Source organism: Streptomyces sp. NPDC088730, from assembly GCF_044751215.1.
In the GTDB taxonomy this organism is placed as follows: Bacteria; Actinomycetota; Actinomycetes; order Streptomycetales; family Streptomycetaceae; genus Streptomyces.
The window spans coordinates 184,311-201,220 of record NZ_JBIVLK010000006.1 but is presented as its reverse complement, the minus strand read 5'-3'; the positions used below and the strand labels follow the sequence as shown (position 1 = coordinate 201,220).

Sequence of the window (16,910 nt, the reverse complement as noted above, 5' to 3'; positions counted from 1 at the left end):
AGCCCCGGCCGTCCCGTCAGCGCTTCACCCCCGCCGGAACCCCGCCCGGACCCGTCCCGGTAAGGAGCAACCTGCGCCCAGGCCCCCGCTCACGGTTCGTCCCAGTACCTCGGGTGCACCAGGGTCGAGGGCGCCATCCCCGGCAGCCGGCCGGACTCCGCCTGCCGCCCCGCCTCCTGGAGCGCCGGTTCCGTCAGGGACCTCAGCCGAGGCGCCTCCGGGTCCAGGCCGAGCGCCGGGGCCCGACCCAGCCCGGCCAGCACGAACCCCCAGCCGTGCACCTCGGTGCCGCCGCCCGCCGCGCGGTCGGGGCCCGAGGCGAAACCGGCGGCCCGGCAGCCGATCCGGTAGGGGCGGGTACGCAGCCCCGCCGCCCTCATCGACGCCTCGACCGTCCAGTACGTGTGCGGCCGGCCGACCGGCGGACCGCCGTGCACCACCAGCCGGCCGCCCGGCGCGAGGGCCTCGGAGACCAGTCCGTAGAACTCCGCCGAGTAGAGCTTCGTACTGGCCGAGATCCCCGGGTCCGGCAGGTCGGAGATCACCGCGTCATAGCGGCCGTGCGCCGCCCGCAGCCAGCTGAACGCGTCCCCGGCCACCGTCCTCAGCCGGGGGTCCCGGTAGGCGTGCGCGTTCAGCGCGGAGAGCGCCCGGTCCGTACGGGCCAACCGGGTGACGGCCGGGTCCAGCTCCACCAGCGTGACGCTCCGCACCCCCGGGTAACGCAGCACCTCGCGGGCCGCCAGACCGTCGCCGCCGCCCAGGATCAGCACCCGCGCGTGCGGCCCGTTCATCGCCGGGTGCACCAGCGCCTCGTGGTACCGGTACTCGTCGCGCGAGCTGACCCGCAGCCGCCCGTCCAGGTAGAGGTCCAGGGAGCTGCGGCCCGCACCGGTCAGCACCACCTCCTGGACGTCGGTCTGCATCGCGACCCGCACCCGGTCCCCGTACACCGCCCGCCTCGCCGCCCGCTCGAAGTCGTCGGCCAGCACCGCGACCGTGGCCAGCAGGGCGATCACCATCACGTTGGCGACGATGAGCAGCCACCGGGACCGGCAGCTGAGATCCCGCCGGAACACCCACATCACCAGCGCCCCGCCCGCCGCCGCGTTGACCGCGCCGGTGAGCAGCGCCCCGGTGAGCTGTCCGAGCATCGGCAGCAGCAGGAACGGGAACGCCAGCCCGCCGACCAGCGCCCCCACGTAGTCCGCGGCGAACAGATCGGCGACGGCCCCGCCCGCGTCCTGCCGGTCGACGCGCTGGATCAGCGTCATCAGCAGCGGGATCTCCGCACCGATCAGCACCCCGATCGCCAGCGAGAAGCCGACCAGGGCGAACCTCGACTCCCCGATCCAGGCGAACGTCGCGTAGAGCACCAGCGCGGAGGAGCCGCCGACCAGGGCGAGCGCCGCCTCGATCAGCCCGAAGCCGACCGCGGCCCGGCTGCATAAACGTTTCGCGAGCAACGAACCGATGCCCATGGCGAACACCATCACGGAGAGCACGACGGACGCCTGGGTGACGGAGTCACCGATCAGATAGGAAGCGAGCGCGACCAGTTCGAGCTCGTACACCAGACCGCACGCGGCGCAGACGAAGACCGCGGCCAGCACGAGGTACCGGCCGGTCCTCGGCCGTACGGGAAGCCGCGCCGCGCCCCCTCGCAGCGACACCTGCTGGTCGATCATGCCGCGAACGCTACGTCACTGGAACGTCGCCGCTTGTCACCCACAAGGGTGTAAGTGGCTTCGCCGCACCGGAGTTGGCCCCCGTCACAGCACAGCCGCCGGCATCCGCACACCCACCCGGGTACGCGTCACCACCAACTGCCCCTCCTGCGGGTACGCGTGCCAGGTCCGCCACCGCACCTGCCCCTCGGTCCGCTGGGCGAGCATGGCGGTGAAGGCGTGCGGGCTGCCGGGGAACGTCCCGGCCAGTCCGTGGGGATGGTCGGAGACGAGCGCCAGGAGCTCCTGCGCGCGCCCCGCGAACGAACCCGCGCCGAGCGTCTCCACCCGGGCCGCGAACTCGTACTCCCAGTCCCCGAGCCGCTTGGAGACGCCGAGGGGCAGCGGGGTGCTGCTCCCCGGCATACAGGCGACGGTTTCTGAACAGGTGCCGCTGTCCTCCTCCAGGAGGACCTGATGAGAGGCGCCGAGCAGGCGCAACTGGAGTTGGGCACCGGCGAGATGGAGATCGAGCACGGCGAGCGCCGGGAGCGGTTCACGCCCCAGCGCCCAGGCCAGATCGGCGGCACGGGTGTCGGAATAGGCCGTATGGAGGGTCGTGAGCATGGGTCGGCTCCGCAAAACACACATGGACACATGGACAGGGGGGCGCCCCCGAGCGGGATGCACGTGGGAGGTGGGAAGCGCCCGATCAGGTCCAACTGGGGTCCGAGGGCTGAAAGTTCTCTCCACTGAGGGAATCACGAACTAAGCCGCACTCGCAGTGTTTTTACCCAACTTGACGTGGTTTCCATCCCCTCGGGGGCCTTCCGGTTCACGTGTTCAACGGCGACTCGCCGCACGGCCCAGCAAAAAGGTGTCCGGCGGGACTCAGGGGCTCGCGCGGCCTCCTGAGAAGCCCGCACCGCCCCTGCGCTCCCGCCGGACACCTCCACCGCTACCGGGCTCTCGTCCGCTCCGCCCGGTCGCGTACCGACCGCCCCGTGTCAGCTGCCTCCGCCGCATCCGCCCCCGCCACCACCGCACGACGAACCACCACCGCACGAGTGGCCGCCGCCGCAGGAGTGCCCACCGGAGTGACCGCCGCCCGAGTGGCCCCCCGAGTGACCGCTGCCGCTGCCGCACGACGAGCCACCGCCGCCGCCCGCCCACCAACTGCCGCCCGCCGAAGCCCCACCGGCCGCACCACCGCGGCGCTTGGACCCGGCCAGTGGCTTGTTGCGCTTCGCCGCGTCCGCCATCGACGCGACGAGAATCGCCACCGCCATGACCACGAGCACGAGCACCGCACCGATTGCCAGCTTCACCGACCTCACGTCCTTCCGTCCCCCGAAGCGAGTCCCCCGCTTCTCACCGGTTCCTGCGTGCAGGGGGGATGCCCTCGCCCCCGTTCGGCCAAAGCAGACTTGAGCAACTCCAGAGCTTCCGCGCAGGATGGCGGTCATGACACAGGGACGACCGCTGCTCAACCGCCGCCTCGCCGAGTTCGGCACGACGATCTTCGCGGAGATGTCCGCGCTGGCCGTACGCACCGGCGCCATCAACCTCGGCCAGGGGTTCCCGGACACCGACGGACCGGAGGAGGTCCGCGAGGCCGCCGTCCGCGCCCTGCGCGCCGGCCACGGCAACCAGTACCCGCCGGGGCCCGGGGTCCCCGAACTGCGCGCCGCGATCACCGAGCACCAGCTGCGCCGCTACGCCCTGGCGTACGACCCCGACACCGAGGTGCTGGTCACCGCGGGCGCCACCGAGGCCATCGCGGCCTCGATGCTGGCCCTCCTGGAGCCCGGCGACGAGGTCATCGCACTGGAGCCGTACTACGACTCCTACGCCGCCTGCATCGCCATGGCCGGCGCCACCCGCGTCCCCGTCACCCTGCACCCGGAGCCCTCGACCGGCAGCTACCGGCTCGACCTCGACGAGCTGCGCGCCGCCGTCACCCCCCGCACCCGGCTGCTGCTGCTCAACACCCCGCACAACCCCACCGGCACCGTCCTGACCCGCGAGGAGCTGTCCGCGATCGCCGCCCTGGCGTGCGAGCGCGACCTCCTCGTCGTCACCGACGAGGTCTACGAGCACCTCGTGTTCGAGGGTGAGCACCTGCCGCTCGCCTCGTTCCCCGGCATGCGCGAGCGGACGGTCACCATCAGCTCGGCGGGCAAGACGTTCTCGTTCACCGGCTGGAAGGTCGGCTGGATCACGGCGAGCCCCGAGCTGGTGACGGCGGTCCGCTCCGCGAAGCAGTTCCTGACGTACGTCTCCGCAGGCCCGTTCCAGTACGCGGTGGCCGAGGCGCTGCGGCTGCCCGACAGCTACTTCGACACGCTGCGCGCGGACCTGCGGGCCAAGCGGGACCTGCTGAGCGGCGGACTCGCCGAGGCCGGTTTCCGGGTCTACCGCCCGGCCGGCACGTACTTCGTCACCACCGACATCCGCCCGCTGGACGGCACCGGGGACGGCTTCGCGTTCTGCCGGTCACTGCCGGAGCGGTGCGGGGTGGTGGCCGTGCCGAACGCGGTCTTCTACGACCACCGGGAACAGGGCGCGCCGTTCGTCCGCTTCGCGTTCTGCAAGCGGAAGGATGTGTTGGAAGAGGCGGTCACCCGCCTCAAGCGATTGGCGGTCTGACAGGGGGCGCGAAAAGAGCGCCGCCGGTTCCCTTCGGGGTGCGGGACCTGCTCAAGCCCCGCTCCCGGAGCGACCACGGTTCACTCGGTGTCCTCGGGATGCCGCGGGGAGGCGTGCATCGCGCGGTGCACAGCCCCTCCCGCCCCCGGTTCCGCGGCGTCCGGCAGCGCTCCAAGAAGCCCGGCAGCGAAAGCCCGAACCTCTTCGAGCCCGGTGCGGAGACGGTCCGGTCGGACCGTGCCCGCACCGGGCTCTCGTGCGACGGGGTGAGGCTCAGGCCTCGGGAGCGTCCTGCTCCGCGCCTTCCGCCTTCTCCTCGGCCGGGGCCAGGCCGAGGCGCTCAAGGAGCCACTTGTCGAACTCGATCGAGGCCCGCACCCAGCTGACCGTCGAGGAGACGAAGTGCTCCAGGCTGACGCCGGTGCCGATGAGCATCTGCGCCTCACCGATCAGGCGGACCGAGGTGGTGGTGTCCTCGGCGCCCTCCTCGGGCTCGTGCGTGTGCGTGTAGACCTTGGGCCACAGGGTGCGGCGGTTCCAGTCGTCGATCGCGTCGAGCAGGACCGGGCGCTGGTCCGTGTCGTGCGGGCGGTCGTAGAACGTACGGACCGAGAAGACCTGCTGCTCGCCTTCACCACGGAACATGAAGTACGTGCGGAAGTCCTCCCACGGCGCCGCGAGGTCGCCCTCGTCGTCGACGACGAACTTCAGCTCCATCTGCTCCAGGAGCTGCTTGACGAGGTCCTGGTCAGGGACGACGGGGCCCTCCGGTCCTGCCGCCTGCGGTTCGGGCTGGCCCCCGAAGTTAGGAATCGAGGACGGATCGATGCTCACCGTAATTTCCCTTCGTGCGGTTGGCTGCCATCCTCTCCCATGCCGGGCGGGGCATGGCAAGCCAGATCGGCCCCGATCCGCCACGAGCTGATATCCAGCCGGTGCGGACCGGGGCCGCCGGTCGCCTCGCAGACGCTCCGGTCAGGTCGCCGCGCCGACGGCCAGACCGTCACCGTCCCGGTCCACCAGGACCGTGTCGCCGTCCGTGACCTCGCCCGAGAGGATCTCCTTCGCGAGCCGGTCGCCGATCGCCGTCTGGATGAGCCGGCGCAGCGGCCGGGCACCGTAGGCCGGGTCGTTGCCCTCCTGCGCCAGCCAGGCCAGGGCGGCCGGGGTCACGTCGAGGGTGAGCCGGCGGTCCGCCAGCCGCTTGGCGAGGCGGTCGATCTGGAGCCCCGCGATATGGGCCAGCTCGTCGCCGGACAGTGCGGAGAAGACCACGAGGTCGTCGAGCCGGTTGAGGAATTCCGGCTTGAACGACGCCCGTACGACGTTCATGACCTGCTCCTTCTTCTCCTCGGGCTTGGTCAGCGGGTCGACCAGGTACTGGCTGCCGAGGTTGGAGGTCAGGATCAGGATGGTGTTGCGGAAATCCACCGTCCGGCCCTGTCCGTCGGTGAGCCGCCCGTCGTCCAGGACCTGGAGCAGGATGTCGAAGACCTCGGGGTGGGCCTTCTCCACCTCGTCCAGCAGGACGACGCTGTACGGGCGGCGGCGGACCGCCTCGGTGAGCTGGCCGCCCTCCTCGTAGCCGACGTAGCCGGGCGGGGCGCCGACCAGCCGCGCCACGCTGTGCTTCTCGCTGTACTCGCTCATGTCGATGCGGACCATGGCCCGCTCGTCGTCGAAGAGGAAGTCCGCGAGGGCCTTGGCCAGCTCCGTCTTGCCGACGCCGGTCGGACCGAGGAAGAGGAAGGAGCCGGTGGGCCGGTCGGGGTCCGCGATTCCGGCCCGGGTGCGGCGTACCGCGTCCGAGACGGCCTGCACGGCCTCCGTCTGCCCGATGAGGCGCCTGCCCAGCTCCTCCTCCATGCGCAGCAGCTTCTGGGTCTCGCCCTCCAGCAGCCGGCCGGCCGGGATGCCGGTCCAGGCGCCGACGACATCAGCGATGTCGTCCGGGCCGACCTCCTCCTTGACCAGCGTCTCCTTGGGCTCCTTCGCGGCCTCCTGCTCGGCCTCCGCGGCCTCGGCCAACTCTCTTTCAAGACCCGGGATCTCGCCGTACAGCAGCTTGGACGCGCTGTCGAAGTCGCCGTCGCGCTGGGCGCGTTCGGCCTGTCCGCGCAGATCGTCGAGGCGTTCCTTCAGCTCACCGACCCGGTTGAGGCCCTGCTTCTCCTTCTCCCAGCGGGCGTTGAGGCCGCGCAGCTCCTCCTCCTTGTCGGCGAGGTCGCGGCGGAGCTTCTCCAGGCGCTGCTTGGAAGCGGCGTCGGCCTCGTTCTTGAGGGCCAGCTCCTCCATGTGCAACCGGTCGACGGCGCGCTGGAGTTCGTCGATCTCGACCGGCGAGGAGTCGATCTCCATGCGCAGCCGGGAGGCCGCCTCGTCGACGAGGTCGATGGCCTTGTCGGGAAGGAAGCGCGAGGTGATGTAGCGGTCGGACAGGGTCGCGGCCGCGACCAGCGAGGAGTCCGCGATCTGCACCTTGTGGTGGGCCTCGTAGCGGCCCTTGAGCCCGCGCAGGATCGCGATGGTGTCCTCGACGGACGGCTCCGCCACCAGCACCTGCTGGAAGCGGCGCTCCAGCGCCGGGTCCTTCTCGATCCGCTCGCGGTACTCGTCGAGCGTGGTGGCGCCGACCATCCGCAGCTCGCCGCGGGCCAGCATGGGCTTGAGCATGTTGCCCGCGTCCATGGCGGAGTCGCCGCCCGCACCGGCACCGACGACGGTGTGCAGCTCGTCGATGAACGTGATGATCTGGCCGTCGCTCTCCTTGATCTCGGAGAGGACGGTCTTCAGCCGCTCCTCGAACTCGCCGCGGTACTTCGCGCCCGCGACCATCGCGCCGAGGTCCAGCGAGACGAGCCGCTTGTTCTTGAGGGACTCCGGGACGTCGCCCTTGACGATGCGCTGGGCGAGCCCCTCGACGACGGCGGTCTTGCCGACGCCGGGCTCACCGATGAGCACGGGGTTGTTCTTGGTGCGGCGCGAGAGCACCTGGACGACACGGCGGATCTCCTGGTCCCGGCCGATGACCGGGTCGAGCTTGCCCTCGCGGGCGGCCGCGGTGAAGTCCGTACCGAATTTCTCCAGGGCCTTGTACTGGCCCTCCGGGTCGGCTGTGGTCACCCTGCGCCCTCCCCTGCTCTTCTCGAACGCGTCCAGCAGCTTCTTCGCACTGGCCCCCTGCCCGTCGAGGATCTCACCGGCGCGCCCGCCCTTGGCCGCGATGCCGATCAGCAGGTGCTCGGTGGAGATGAAGTCGTCGCCCAGCTCCTTGGCCCGCTGCGCCGCGTCGGAGATCACCGCGAGCAGCTCGCGGTTGGGCTGCGGGGGTGCGACGGTCGACCCGGTCACGCTGGGCAGTGCGGCCAGCAACCGCTCCGTCTCGGTGCGAACGGCGATCTGGTCCGCCTCGACGGCGGCCAGCAGATCGACGAGGTTCTCGTTGTCCTCCCCCGCGAGCAGCGCGAGCAGCAGATGCCCCGGGGTCAGATCGGGGTGCCCGTCCTTCACGGCCCTGTTGGTGGCCGCGTTGATGGCGTCCCGGCTCCTGTTGGTCAGCTCGGCGTCCACGTGCCCTCTCTCCTCCTTGCGACGACTGGCCCGTACTCAATTCTGACACGAACAACGTGTACAAAGTTGAGTCTATTCCACTCAAGGCGGAAAGCGGTCCACTACCGCACCGCTACGTACTGCCGCGCGCCTCATCTCCGAGTGAACCGGCCGGCCGGCCCGCCCGCCACCGCGGAGCGCCGCCGGGCTGCCTACGCTGGCCCCATGGCAGTCGACCTACGCAACCCCGGCCCCGAGTACCTCGCCTTCTGGCGCGAGCCGCACGTCTGCACCCTGACGACGCTCCGCCCCGACGGCACCCCGCACGTGGTCCCGGTGTGCGTGACGTACGACCCCGAGGCCGGTCTCGCCCGCATCATCACCGGCAGGCACAGCCGCAAGGTCGCCAACATCCTGGCCGCGGGACCGGACGGCGCACGGGTCGCGGTCTGCCAGGCGGAAGGGCGCCGCTGGGCGACCCTGGAGGGCGTCGCCAGGGTGCGCACGGAGCAGGACAGGGTCGAGGACGCGGTACGCCGCAAGACGGCCCGCTACGGGCGCGCACCGAAGCCCAACCCGGACCGCGTCGCCATCGAGATCACCCTGGACCGGGCGCTCGGCCGCGGCTGACCGGGGCGCTCCCCTCCCACCGGACGTTCCGCCGGACGGGCACAGCACAACGGCGTCACCGTGTTCAGGTCACGGTGACGCCGTTGTGTGGGGGAGTGTCTGAGCGACGTGGAACGACGGGGGATCGCTCAGGCACTGCGGGGGGTGGCGGAGATGGCTTCAGGCTCGAACAGCTGGTGGTCACGCTGTGCGAGGTTCACAAAAATCATGTCGTACCGAATGGCGCAGCGCACCGGCTGCGGCGCCCCGCGCGGCTTGCGGAGACAGCGGTAGGCGCGGACCTCCCCGTCGTCCTCACGAGCGACGACGACCGGGTCACCGAACAGAGTGACCATCAACGAATCACCACGGTGGGGGAGTGCCGTGACGAGGTCGATGAAATGCCACCCTGACCGGTAGGCCGTTGCCATTTCGCGCCTGAAGGTCCGGTCGTCCGGTGGGGTGGTCACAAGTCTGCCCTGTTCTCCACGGAATTCCCCCAGCCAACGTCGGACTGGTGAAAGTCGCCGGAGGCAGCGGGCGCCACATTGCCCCAGCCCACGTCGGACTGGTGAAGGTCACCGGAGGCAGCGGGCGCCACATAGCCCCAGCCGACATCGCCCTGGTAATGGTCGACGACAGCGCCTGCCTGCGCATTGCCCCAGCCAACGTCCGAAGTAGAGCCATGCGCCACGAGCAGCAGTGCGGCAGCCGCGAACGCAGTGCCAAGCACTGACCGAAGCATTCTCTTGTACATAGTCGGCTTCGTCCTCACCTGTTGGATCCTCTCCCCCGCTCTTCAGAGACGATGGCTCATTCGGACGCGTCAATGCCACAGGAGCGATGCATCATGTTCCTGAATGTTCAGGACCCTGGGGGGTGGAGTTTTGCCTATAATGGACACCAAACCGACACATACTCACGCGGTCACGAACCTGTGCACCGAAGGCGCCAGGCTGTATGCGGCCGCGCTCAGTGTGGGCCGTCTGGCCCGCGCCGAGGTCAGGCCCGCACCCTGCCTCGTCGAACTCGGTCTCCTGCTGCCCGATCCGGACGACGCCTCGTGGCTTCGCCCGGTTCCGCCTTCGGCCGCTCTGGCCCAGCGCCTCTACCCGCTGGAACGCGAGATCCAGGATCGCAGGCGGACCTCCGTCGAGCTGACCGAAGCCTTCGAACCGTTCCTGGCCATCAGCGCCCAGAGCCCCGCGCCCACGCATGCGATCACGGTGCTGGAGGGCATCGACCGGATCAACGGAGCGCTCGACCTGGCCATCGCCGAGAGCCGGACGGAAGTGCTGACCGTCCAGCCCGGGGGCAGACGCAGCGAGGAGGTTCTCAGCGAGGCCCTGACCCGCAGCAAACCTCTCATAGATTCCGGCATCAGCGTCCGCACCCTCTACCAGCACACGGTCCGGCACAGCCAGCGCACGTTCGCCTACGTCGACCTCATGGCGGGCGCCCGGATGGAGATCCGCACGCTCGAAGAGCTCATCGAGCGCCTCATCATCTGCGACGAGACCGTAGCCTTCATCCCGGTCCAGGACGACCTGCCCGTCGCCCTGGAACTCCGTCACCCCGCACTGGTCGCCTATCTGACGAAGGTCTTCGAACAACTCTGGCGCCGAGCCGTCCCGTTGGACGAGGCGGCTCCGTACGACCCGGCCCGCGACGGCATCACGGGCGTCCAGCGCGCCATCGCCACGCTGCTGATCGAGGGGCACGTCGACGAGGCGATAGCCCGCCGGCTCGGCATGAACGTCCGCACCTGCCGCGCCCATGTCGCCAAGCTGTCCGCCGTGCTGGGAAGCACGAGCCGTGCCCAGCTCGGTTACCTGATCGCCCAGTCAGGAATCCTCGATCAGGACTCCTGACCGGCCGGCTCCCCCGCAAAACCCACAGTGGCCCGCGAACTACGCTGCCACCACCGTCATCTTGCTGCACTGCCGAAAATGGGGGGACACGAATGGGCAGGGATGAGGACACACCGGCGCACGCCCACAAGGACCGTGCGCTGTGCGACACGGCGGTCGGGATCTACACCGAGGCCCTGAGCGCGGGACGGATACCCCGGACCGCCATCGAGCCGGCGCCCTGTCTCACCGAGCTGGCACTGGTCCACCCCGACCCGCAGGACGAGGCCTGGGTACGTCCCGTGCCGCCGTCCGCCGCCCTGGCTCACCTGCTGCAGCCCGTCGTCCGGGAGATCCACGAACGCATCAGCCTCTCGGCCGCGCTGGCCGACTCGCTGGCACCACTGACAACCGTGGCCAGTACGGACCCCAACCTCGCCATCACCGTCCTCGAAGGCCTGCCCCTGATCGACGCCGCCGTCCAGAACGCGACGGAGAGCGCCACGGAGGAGATCCGGACGCTTCAGCCGGGCAGCACCCGGCCGCCCGACCAGCTCCAGAGGGCCCTGTCGCGGGCCCGGCTCACCCTGGAGCGGGGCACCCCGCTCCGGCACATCTACCAGCACCCCGTCCGCTACAACCAGACCTTCAAGGCCTATCTGAAGCAGATGCCGCCGGGCCTCCTCCAGATCCGCACCCTGGAGCAGACGGTCGAGCGGCTGCTCGTCTTCGACCACACCGTGGCCTTCATCCCCGCCAACGCCGCCCGCGATGTCGCGCTGGAGATCCGTCACCCCGCGCTGGTCCGCTATCTGATCCAGATGTACGAGGTCCTGTGGGCGCAGGCCATCCCGCTCACGGAGCCGCTGCCGCCCGCTCCGGCCGGCGCCTCGGTCACCGCTGTCCAGCTCAGCGTCGCCCGCCTCCTGGTCGAGGGCCACGCCGACCAGGTCGTGGCCGGAAAGCTCGGCATCAGCGTCCGCACCTGCCGCGCCCACGTCTCCAAGCTCATGCACACGCTCAACGCCACCAGCCGGACCCAGCTCGGCGCCCTGCTCGTCCGCTCGGGTATCGCCGGGACGGCACAGGAGCCCGCCACCCCGGCCGATCCGGGGTGACGGGCTCCGCGCCGCGGGGGGTCCGGCCCGCTCAGTCCTCGGGCCGCTCAGCCCTTGGGCCGCTTGGGACGCCAGACCACCAGTGCGCTGGTGTGCTGCACGTCCTGGTACGGCACCAGATCGCGCCGGTAGGAGGCGTGCACCTGGGCCTCGCGCTGCTGGAGCGCCGCATCCGCGCCGTCCACGGCCGCCGACAGCTCGGCGATCCGCTGCTGGAGCGCGGCGACCTGGTTCTCCAGCTCGATGATGCGTTTGATGCCGGCCAGGTTGATGCCCTCGTCCTGCGACAGCTGCTGCACGGTGCGCAGCAGCTCGATGTCGCGGGCCGAGTAGCGCCTGCCGCGCCCGGCCGTGCGGTCGGGCGAGACCAGGCCGAGGCGGTCGTACTGGCGCAGCGTCTGGGGATGCAGCCCCGAGAGCTGGGCCGCGATCGAGATCACGTACACCGGGGACTCATCGGTCAGCTGGTACGGATTACGCCGACGGCCGTCCACCTCAAGCTCCCTTCGCTGCCTGGAACAGCTCCGCCCGCGGGTCCTGGTCCGCGGTGGCCTTGCGATAGGCCTCCAGGGCGTCCCGGGCGTCCGTGCCCAGGTCCTGGGGGACCACCACCTCCACGGTGACCAGCAGGTCGCCGCGGCTGCCGTCCTTGCGCACCGCGCCCTTGCCCCGGGCGCGCATGGTACGCCCGTTGGGCGTGCCGGCCGGCAGCTTCAGGGTGACCGGGGGGCCGCCGAGGGTGGGCACCTTCACCTCGCCGCCGAGCGCCGCCTCCGTGAAGGTGACGGGCACGGTGACCGTGAGGTTGTCGCCCTTGCGGCCGAAGACCGGGTGGGCGTCGACGTGGACGATGACGTAGAGGTCACCGGCCGGTCCGCCGCGCTCGCCCGGACTGCCCTTGCCGCGCAGCCGGATCCGCTGGCCGTCGGAGACGCCCGCCGGGATCCGCACCTGCATGGTGCGGGACGACTTCGCCCGGCCGCTGCCCTTGCAGACGTCGCAGGGGTCCTGGGCGATGAGGCCCCGGCCCTTGCAGTCCACGCAGGGATCGGTGAGCGAGAACCCGCCGCCGGTGCCGCGCGAGACCTGTCCGGTGCCGACGCAGGTGGGGCAGACCCTGGGGGTGCCGTTCTTGTCGCCGGTGCCGGAGCACGCCTTGCAGGGCGCCTGGCTGGACATCCGGAGCGGGACCGTGGCCCCGTCGACCGCCTCGGTGAAACTGAGCGTCACCTCGGACTCGATGTCCTGGCCGCGGCGCGGCTGCACCCGGGTGCCGGCGCCGCCGCCCCGGTTGAAGAGGCCGCCGAACACGTCGCCCAGGCCGCCGCCACCGCCGCCGAAGCCGCCGGCTCCGCCGCCCTGGCCGCCGCCCGGGGTGCCTCCGAAGAGGTCGCCCAGGTCGAAGTTGAAGTTGCCGCCACCGCTGCCGGGTCCGGGGCGGAAGCCGCCGTTGCCGAAGAGGGCGCGGGCCTCGTCGTACTCCTTGCGCTTCTTGGTGTCACCGAGGATGTCGTTGGCCTCGGAGATCTCCTTGAAGCGCTCCTCCGCCTTGTTGTCACCCTTGTTGGCGTCCGGGTGGAACTCGCGGGCGAGCTTCCGGTACGCCTTCTTGATCTCGGCGTCCGTGGCGTCCTTCGGGACGCCGAGAACCTTGTAGTAGTCCTTCTCGACGAAGTCCTTCGTACTCATCGACGTCCCTCCTTCCGGACGACCGGCCCGGGGCCTCGCGTACGGATCGGGCCGGTGTGCGGCGTGATCCGTACGCGAGGCCCGGTGGCCGGGCGGTGTGCTGCCAGGTGGTCGGACGGAATGTCAGACCTCCTCGCCGCCACCGCTCTCCTCGTCGGCTGCCTGCTCTTCTTTCGCGTCCTTCGCGGCCGCGGGCGTCGCCCCCGGCTGGGGTTCGGCCACCGCCACCCGTGCGGGACGGATGGTGCGCTCGCCGATCCGGTAGCCGGGCTGCAGGATCGCCACGCAGGTCGTCTCGGTGACGTCCGGCGCGTACGAGTGCATCAGGGCCTCGTGGATCGTCGGGTCGAAGGGCTCGCCCTCCTTGCCGAACTGCTGCAGGCCGAGCTTGGCGACGACCGTCTCCAGCGATTCGGCCACCGACTTGAACCCGCCCAGCAGCTCGCCGTGCTCCCGGGCCCGGCCGACGTCGTCGAGCACGGGCAGCAGCTCGGACAGGAGACCCGCGACCGCGATCTCCTTGACCGTGACCCGGTCCCGCTCCACGCGGCGACGGTAGTTCTGGTACTCGGCCTGGAGCCGCTGGAGGTCTGCGGTGCGCTCGGAGAGCGCCGTGCGGACCTGGTCCAGCTGTGCCGTCAGACCGGCTGTCTCGTTCGCGTCCCCGGCGGGGGCCGCCGCCTCCTCGGAAGAGGGGGTGGCGGCCTCCGTCCCGGCGTCTTCAGGGGTGGCGCCGGAGGGGACGTCGGGCTTCTCCTCGAAGCCCGGAGTCTCCTCGGTCACGCCGCACCGCCCTTGGTGTCCTTCTCGTCGTCGACGATCTCGGCGTCGACGACATCGTCCTGGCCGTCGGCCTGGGCCTGCTCGGCACCCGGCTGGCCATCGGCCTGCGGGCCGCCCTCGGCCTGGGCGTTGGCGTACATCGCCTGGCCCAGCTTCTGGGAGACGGCCGCGACCTTCTCGGTGGCGGTACGGATCTCGGCGGTGTCCTCGCCCTTGAGCTTCTCCTTCAGCTCGGTGAGCGCGGTCTCCACCTCCGTCTTCACGTCGCCGGGGACCTTGTCCTCGTTGTCCTTGAGGAACTTCTCCGTCTGGTAGACGAGCTGCTCGCCCTGGTTGCGCGACTCGGCGGCCTCGCGGCGGCGGTGGTCCTCGTCCGCGTACTGCTCGGCCTCTTCACGCATCCGGTTGACCTCGTCCTTCGGCAGCGAGGAGCCACCGGTGACGGTCATCTTCTGCTCCTTGCCGGTGCCGAGGTCCTTGGCAGCGACGTGCATGATGCCGTTGGCGTCGATGTCGAAGGCGACCTCGATCTGCGGCACGCCGCGCGGGGCCGGCGGCAGACCGGTCAGCTCGAACATTCCGAGCTTCTTGTTGTACGCCGCGATCTCGCGCTCGCCCTGGTAGACCTGGATCTGCACGGACGGCTGGTTGTCCTCGGCCGTCGTGAAGATCTCGGAACGCTTGGTCGGGATCGTGGTGTTGCGCTCGATGAGCTTCGTCATGATCCCTCCCTTGGTCTCGATACCGAGGGACAGCGGGGTCACGTCGAGGAGCAGGACGTCCTTGACCTCGCCCTTGAGGACACCGGCCTGGAGCGAGGCGCCGATGGCGACGACCTCGTCCGGGTTCACACCCTTGTTGGCGTCCTGGCCGCCCGTGAGCTCCTTGACGAGCTCGGCGACGGCCGGCATACGGGTCGAGCCGCCGACGAGAACGACGTGGTCGATCTCGGAGAGCTGGATGCCCGCGTCCTTGATGACGTTGTGGAACGGGTTCTTGCAGCGGTCCAGGAGGTCCGCGGTGAGCTGCTGGAACTGCGAGCGCGTGAGCTTCTCGTCCAGGTGCAGCGGGCCCTCGGCCGACGCCGTGATGTACGGCAGGTTGATCGTGGTCTCCGTCGAGGACGACAGCTCGATCTTCGCCTTCTCCGCGGCCTCGCGGAGACGCTGGAGAGCCATCTTGTCCTTGGACAGGTCCACGCCGTGCCCGTTGGCGAACTGCTTCACCAGGTAGTCGACGACGCGCTGGTCCCAGTCGTCACCACCGAGGTTGTTGTCACCGTTGGTGGCCTTCACCTCGACGACGCCGTCACCGATCTCCAGGAGGGACACGTCGAAGGTGCCGCCACCGAGGTCGAAGACGAGGATCGTCTGGTCGTCCTTGTCGAGCCCGTACGCCAGCGCGGCGGCCGTCGGCTCGTTGACGATGCGCAGGACGTTCAGGCCCGCGATCTCGCCGGCCTCCTTCGTCGCCTGACGCTCGGAGTCGTTGAAGTACGCCGGGACGGTGATCACCGCGTCGGCGACCTTCTCGCCCAGGTACGACTCGGCGTCACGCTTCAGCTTCTGCAGGATGAAGGCGCTCATCTGCTGCGGGTTGAAGCTCTTGCCGTCCAGGTCGATCTTCCAGTCAGTGCCCATGTGGCGCTTGACGGAGCGGATGGTCCTGTCGACGTTCGTCACTGCCTGGCGCTTGGCGACCTCGCCGACCAGAACCTCGCCGTTCTTCGCGAAGGCGACGACGGACGGCGTGGTCCTGGCGCCTTCGGCGTTGGTGATGACGGTGGGCTCGCCGCCTTCGAGAACGCTGACGACGGAGTTAGTCGTGCCCAGGTCGATGCCGACCGCACGTGCCATTTCAATTCCTCCAACTGACTACTTGAGTGGATCTGGCTCAAGGATGCATGACATCACCCTCGGAGTCAACAGACCTGAGTCGACTCGACTCAACTATCGTGCACGCACCTCGCGCCACCAGCGAATTATCCACCTTTGTGACGGCGGACACACATCGGGCGGACGCCGCATACGCGCCACACGGGACGAATCCGAGCCACTCCCCGGCGACACCTGCCCGGCTCGCGAGCCACACACCCCCCACCATCATCGCGCCATGGGATCGTTCTGTCACAAAATGCCGTGATCCGCACAAAACCGGCAACCGGCTACCCCAGGAATCCGACACCGGACAGCGACACCAGGCAGGTGCGAACGATGCAGGCGCAGAGGCCGGGACGGCGGCGGACGCCGCCGCGGAGCCGACGGCGGGCGCGGGGGCAGCGGCAGGGATGGAACCGCCGCCAGGGGCCCGCCCGGCGCCCCTGGCAGCCACCGCGACCGTCCCGCGCGACGCGCGCCCGCACGGCCCTCGCCGCCCTGAGAGCCCTTGCCCCGCCGCGCCCCACCACCAAACGCACCCTGGACCTGCTCCTCGGCTCGGCCCTCCTGCTGCTGGCCGCCCCCGCCCTCGCGGCGGCCGCCCTCGCCCTCGCCGCACGGCGGCACCCCGGCGGCGTACTGGACCGCTCCCCCCGCACCGGACCGGCGGGCAGGCCCTTCGTGCTGCGGTCACTGCGCACCCGGCGGCTGGGGCTCGACGTGCTCTCGCGGCTGCCGCACGTCGTACGGGGCGAGCTCTCCCTGGTCGGCCCCGAGCCACTCGCGCCGGGCGACGGACGGGGCACGGCCGCCGGTGCGAGAGACTGGCGGCGGGAACTGAAGCCCGGACTGACCGGCCTGGCGCAGGTACGCCGCCACTCCACGATGCCGTGGGACGAGGCGGACCTCCTCGACCGGCACTACGCCGAGCACCGGGGGACCGCCCTGGACCTGGCGATCCTGGCCGAGGCCGTACACGGTCCGCTGCGCCGGGCGGTCCGCGGACTCACCCGGCGCGGCCAGGTATGCCTGAGCGACACAGATCACCGCCTGCCCAACTACAGCGCGGCGGAATAAGTGGATAGTGTCAGCACAGACTGATTAAGTTACTGCTTAGTA

16 protein-coding genes are annotated in these 16,910 nt (G+C 70.4%); 5 read left to right on the top strand and 11 right to left on the bottom strand.

Annotation, left to right across the window (positions count from 1 at the left end):
* Positions 1-89 precede the first annotated feature (89 nt).
* The 3 genes from ACIP89_RS20435 to ACIP89_RS20425 all read right to left on the bottom strand — a co-directional run bounded on the left by ACIP89_RS20435 (position 90) and on the right by ACIP89_RS20425 (position 2,995).
* Positions 90-1,688: a polyamine aminopropyltransferase gene (locus ACIP89_RS20435; RefSeq protein WP_401924412.1), complete on the bottom strand. Its 1,599-nt coding sequence runs from the start codon at positions 1,686-1,688 to the stop codon at positions 90-92.
* Positions 1,689-1,772: 84 nt separating this feature from the next.
* Positions 1,773-2,294 carry a DUF2617 family protein gene (locus tag ACIP89_RS20430; RefSeq protein ID WP_401924414.1) on the bottom strand — a complete coding sequence of 174 codons (522 nt, stop codon included), beginning with the start codon at positions 2,292-2,294 and terminating at the stop codon, positions 1,773-1,775.
* A 380-nt stretch (positions 2,295-2,674) separates the two neighbouring features.
* Positions 2,675-2,995 (bottom strand): hypothetical protein, encoded by a 321-nt coding sequence (locus ACIP89_RS20425; protein WP_401924417.1) that lies wholly within the window; start codon positions 2,993-2,995, stop codon positions 2,675-2,677.
* A 136-nt stretch (positions 2,996-3,131) separates the two neighbouring features.
* Between ACIP89_RS20425 and ACIP89_RS20420 the strand changes: the two genes are divergently transcribed.
* Positions 3,132-4,316 (top strand): pyridoxal phosphate-dependent aminotransferase, encoded by a 1,185-nt coding sequence (locus tag ACIP89_RS20420; RefSeq protein WP_402116017.1) that lies wholly within the window; start codon positions 3,132-3,134, stop codon positions 4,314-4,316.
* A 273-nt stretch (positions 4,317-4,589) separates the two neighbouring features.
* Here ACIP89_RS20420 and ACIP89_RS20415 read toward each other — a convergent pair whose 3' ends face one another.
* Positions 4,590-5,150 (bottom strand): YbjN domain-containing protein, encoded by a 561-nt coding sequence (locus tag ACIP89_RS20415; RefSeq protein WP_401924421.1) that lies wholly within the window; start codon positions 5,148-5,150, stop codon positions 4,590-4,592.
* 141 nt (positions 5,151-5,291) lie between these two features.
* Positions 5,292-7,886 carry an ATP-dependent chaperone ClpB gene (gene clpB / locus ACIP89_RS20410; protein ID WP_401924423.1) on the bottom strand — a complete coding sequence of 865 codons (2,595 nt, stop codon included), beginning with the start codon at positions 7,884-7,886 and terminating at the stop codon, positions 5,292-5,294.
* A gap of 204 nt (positions 7,887-8,090) precedes the next feature.
* On the opposite strand from clpB, the gene ACIP89_RS20405 reads away from it, so the two are divergent.
* Positions 8,091-8,495: a pyridoxamine 5'-phosphate oxidase family protein gene (locus ACIP89_RS20405; protein WP_401926479.1), complete on the top strand. Its 405-nt coding sequence runs from the start codon at positions 8,091-8,093 to the stop codon at positions 8,493-8,495.
* A gap of 128 nt (positions 8,496-8,623) precedes the next feature.
* On the opposite strand, the gene ACIP89_RS20400 is transcribed toward ACIP89_RS20405, so the two are convergent.
* Together ACIP89_RS20400 and ACIP89_RS20395 are read right to left on the bottom strand one after the other, a co-directional pair.
* Positions 8,624-8,944, bottom strand: a complete 321-nt coding sequence (locus ACIP89_RS20400) for a hypothetical protein (RefSeq protein ID WP_018522262.1) — start codon at positions 8,942-8,944, stop codon at positions 8,624-8,626.
* On the bottom strand, positions 8,941-9,207 hold the full coding sequence (locus ACIP89_RS20395) for a hypothetical protein (RefSeq protein ID WP_401924427.1): 267 nt from the start codon (positions 9,205-9,207) through the stop codon (positions 8,941-8,943). Before ACIP89_RS20395 ends, ACIP89_RS20400 begins: the two co-directional genes overlap by 4 nt.
* Before the next feature lie 163 nt (positions 9,208-9,370).
* Here ACIP89_RS20395 and ACIP89_RS20390 point away from each other — a divergent pair, with 163 nt between their 5' ends.
* Together ACIP89_RS20390 and ACIP89_RS20385 are read left to right on the top strand one after the other, a co-directional pair.
* Positions 9,371-10,345, top strand: coding sequence for a helix-turn-helix transcriptional regulator (locus tag ACIP89_RS20390; protein WP_401924429.1), 975 nt, complete (start codon positions 9,371-9,373; stop codon positions 10,343-10,345).
* A gap of 92 nt (positions 10,346-10,437) precedes the next feature.
* Complete coding sequence (locus tag ACIP89_RS20385; RefSeq protein WP_401924432.1) at positions 10,438-11,442, top strand: LuxR C-terminal-related transcriptional regulator; 1,005 nt, start codon at positions 10,438-10,440, stop codon at positions 11,440-11,442.
* Between the two features lie 47 nt (positions 11,443-11,489).
* On the opposite strand, the gene ACIP89_RS20380 is transcribed toward ACIP89_RS20385, so the two are convergent.
* From ACIP89_RS20380 to dnaK, 4 genes are all read right to left on the bottom strand, one after another.
* A complete protein-coding gene (locus ACIP89_RS20380) occupies positions 11,490-11,936 on the bottom strand; it encodes a heat shock protein transcriptional repressor HspR (protein ID WP_401924434.1) in 447 nt (148 codons plus the stop codon).
* Between the two features lies 1 nt (position 11,937).
* Positions 11,938-13,131, bottom strand: a complete 1,194-nt coding sequence (gene dnaJ, locus ACIP89_RS20375) for a molecular chaperone DnaJ (RefSeq protein WP_401924437.1) — start codon at positions 13,129-13,131, stop codon at positions 11,938-11,940.
* A gap of 123 nt (positions 13,132-13,254) precedes the next feature.
* Positions 13,255-13,914 (bottom strand): nucleotide exchange factor GrpE, encoded by a 660-nt coding sequence (grpE, locus tag ACIP89_RS20370; RefSeq protein WP_311304660.1) that lies wholly within the window; start codon positions 13,912-13,914, stop codon positions 13,255-13,257.
* Positions 13,911-15,770: a molecular chaperone DnaK gene (gene dnaK, locus ACIP89_RS20365; RefSeq protein ID WP_401924440.1), complete on the bottom strand. Its 1,860-nt coding sequence runs from the start codon at positions 15,768-15,770 to the stop codon at positions 13,911-13,913. Before dnaK ends, grpE begins: the two co-directional genes overlap by 4 nt.
* A 357-nt stretch (positions 15,771-16,127) precedes the next feature.
* Between dnaK and ACIP89_RS20360 the strand changes: the two genes are divergently transcribed.
* A complete protein-coding gene (locus ACIP89_RS20360; protein ID WP_402116014.1) occupies positions 16,128-16,868 on the top strand; it encodes a sugar transferase in 741 nt (246 codons plus the stop codon).
* Positions 16,869-16,910: the final 42 nt, after the last annotated feature.

Bases quoted from the DNA above. Each gene is read 5' to 3' on its own strand.
- dnaJ (WP_401924437.1), bottom strand. From the start codon at position 13,131: ATGAGTACGAAGGACTTCGTCGAGAAGGACTACTACAAGGTTCTCGGC.
- ACIP89_RS20435 (WP_401924412.1), bottom strand. From the start codon at position 1,688: ATGATCGACCAGCAGGTGTCGCTGCGAGGGGGCGCGGCGCGGCTTCCC.
- ACIP89_RS20405 (WP_401926479.1), top strand. From the start codon at position 8,091: ATGGCAGTCGACCTACGCAACCCCGGCCCCGAGTACCTCGCCTTCTGG.
- ACIP89_RS20360 (WP_402116014.1), top strand. From the start codon at position 16,128: ATGCAGGCGCAGAGGCCGGGACGGCGGCGGACGCCGCCGCGGAGCCGA.
- ACIP89_RS20420 (WP_402116017.1), top strand. From the start codon at position 3,132: ATGACACAGGGACGACCGCTGCTCAACCGCCGCCTCGCCGAGTTCGGC.
- ACIP89_RS20385 (WP_401924432.1), top strand. From the start codon at position 10,438: ATGGGCAGGGATGAGGACACACCGGCGCACGCCCACAAGGACCGTGCG.
- ACIP89_RS20390 (WP_401924429.1), top strand. From the start codon at position 9,371: ATGGACACCAAACCGACACATACTCACGCGGTCACGAACCTGTGCACC.
- dnaK (WP_401924440.1), bottom strand. From the start codon at position 15,770: ATGGCACGTGCGGTCGGCATCGACCTGGGCACGACTAACTCCGTCGTC.
- ACIP89_RS20430 (WP_401924414.1), bottom strand. From the start codon at position 2,294: ATGCTCACGACCCTCCATACGGCCTATTCCGACACCCGTGCCGCCGAT.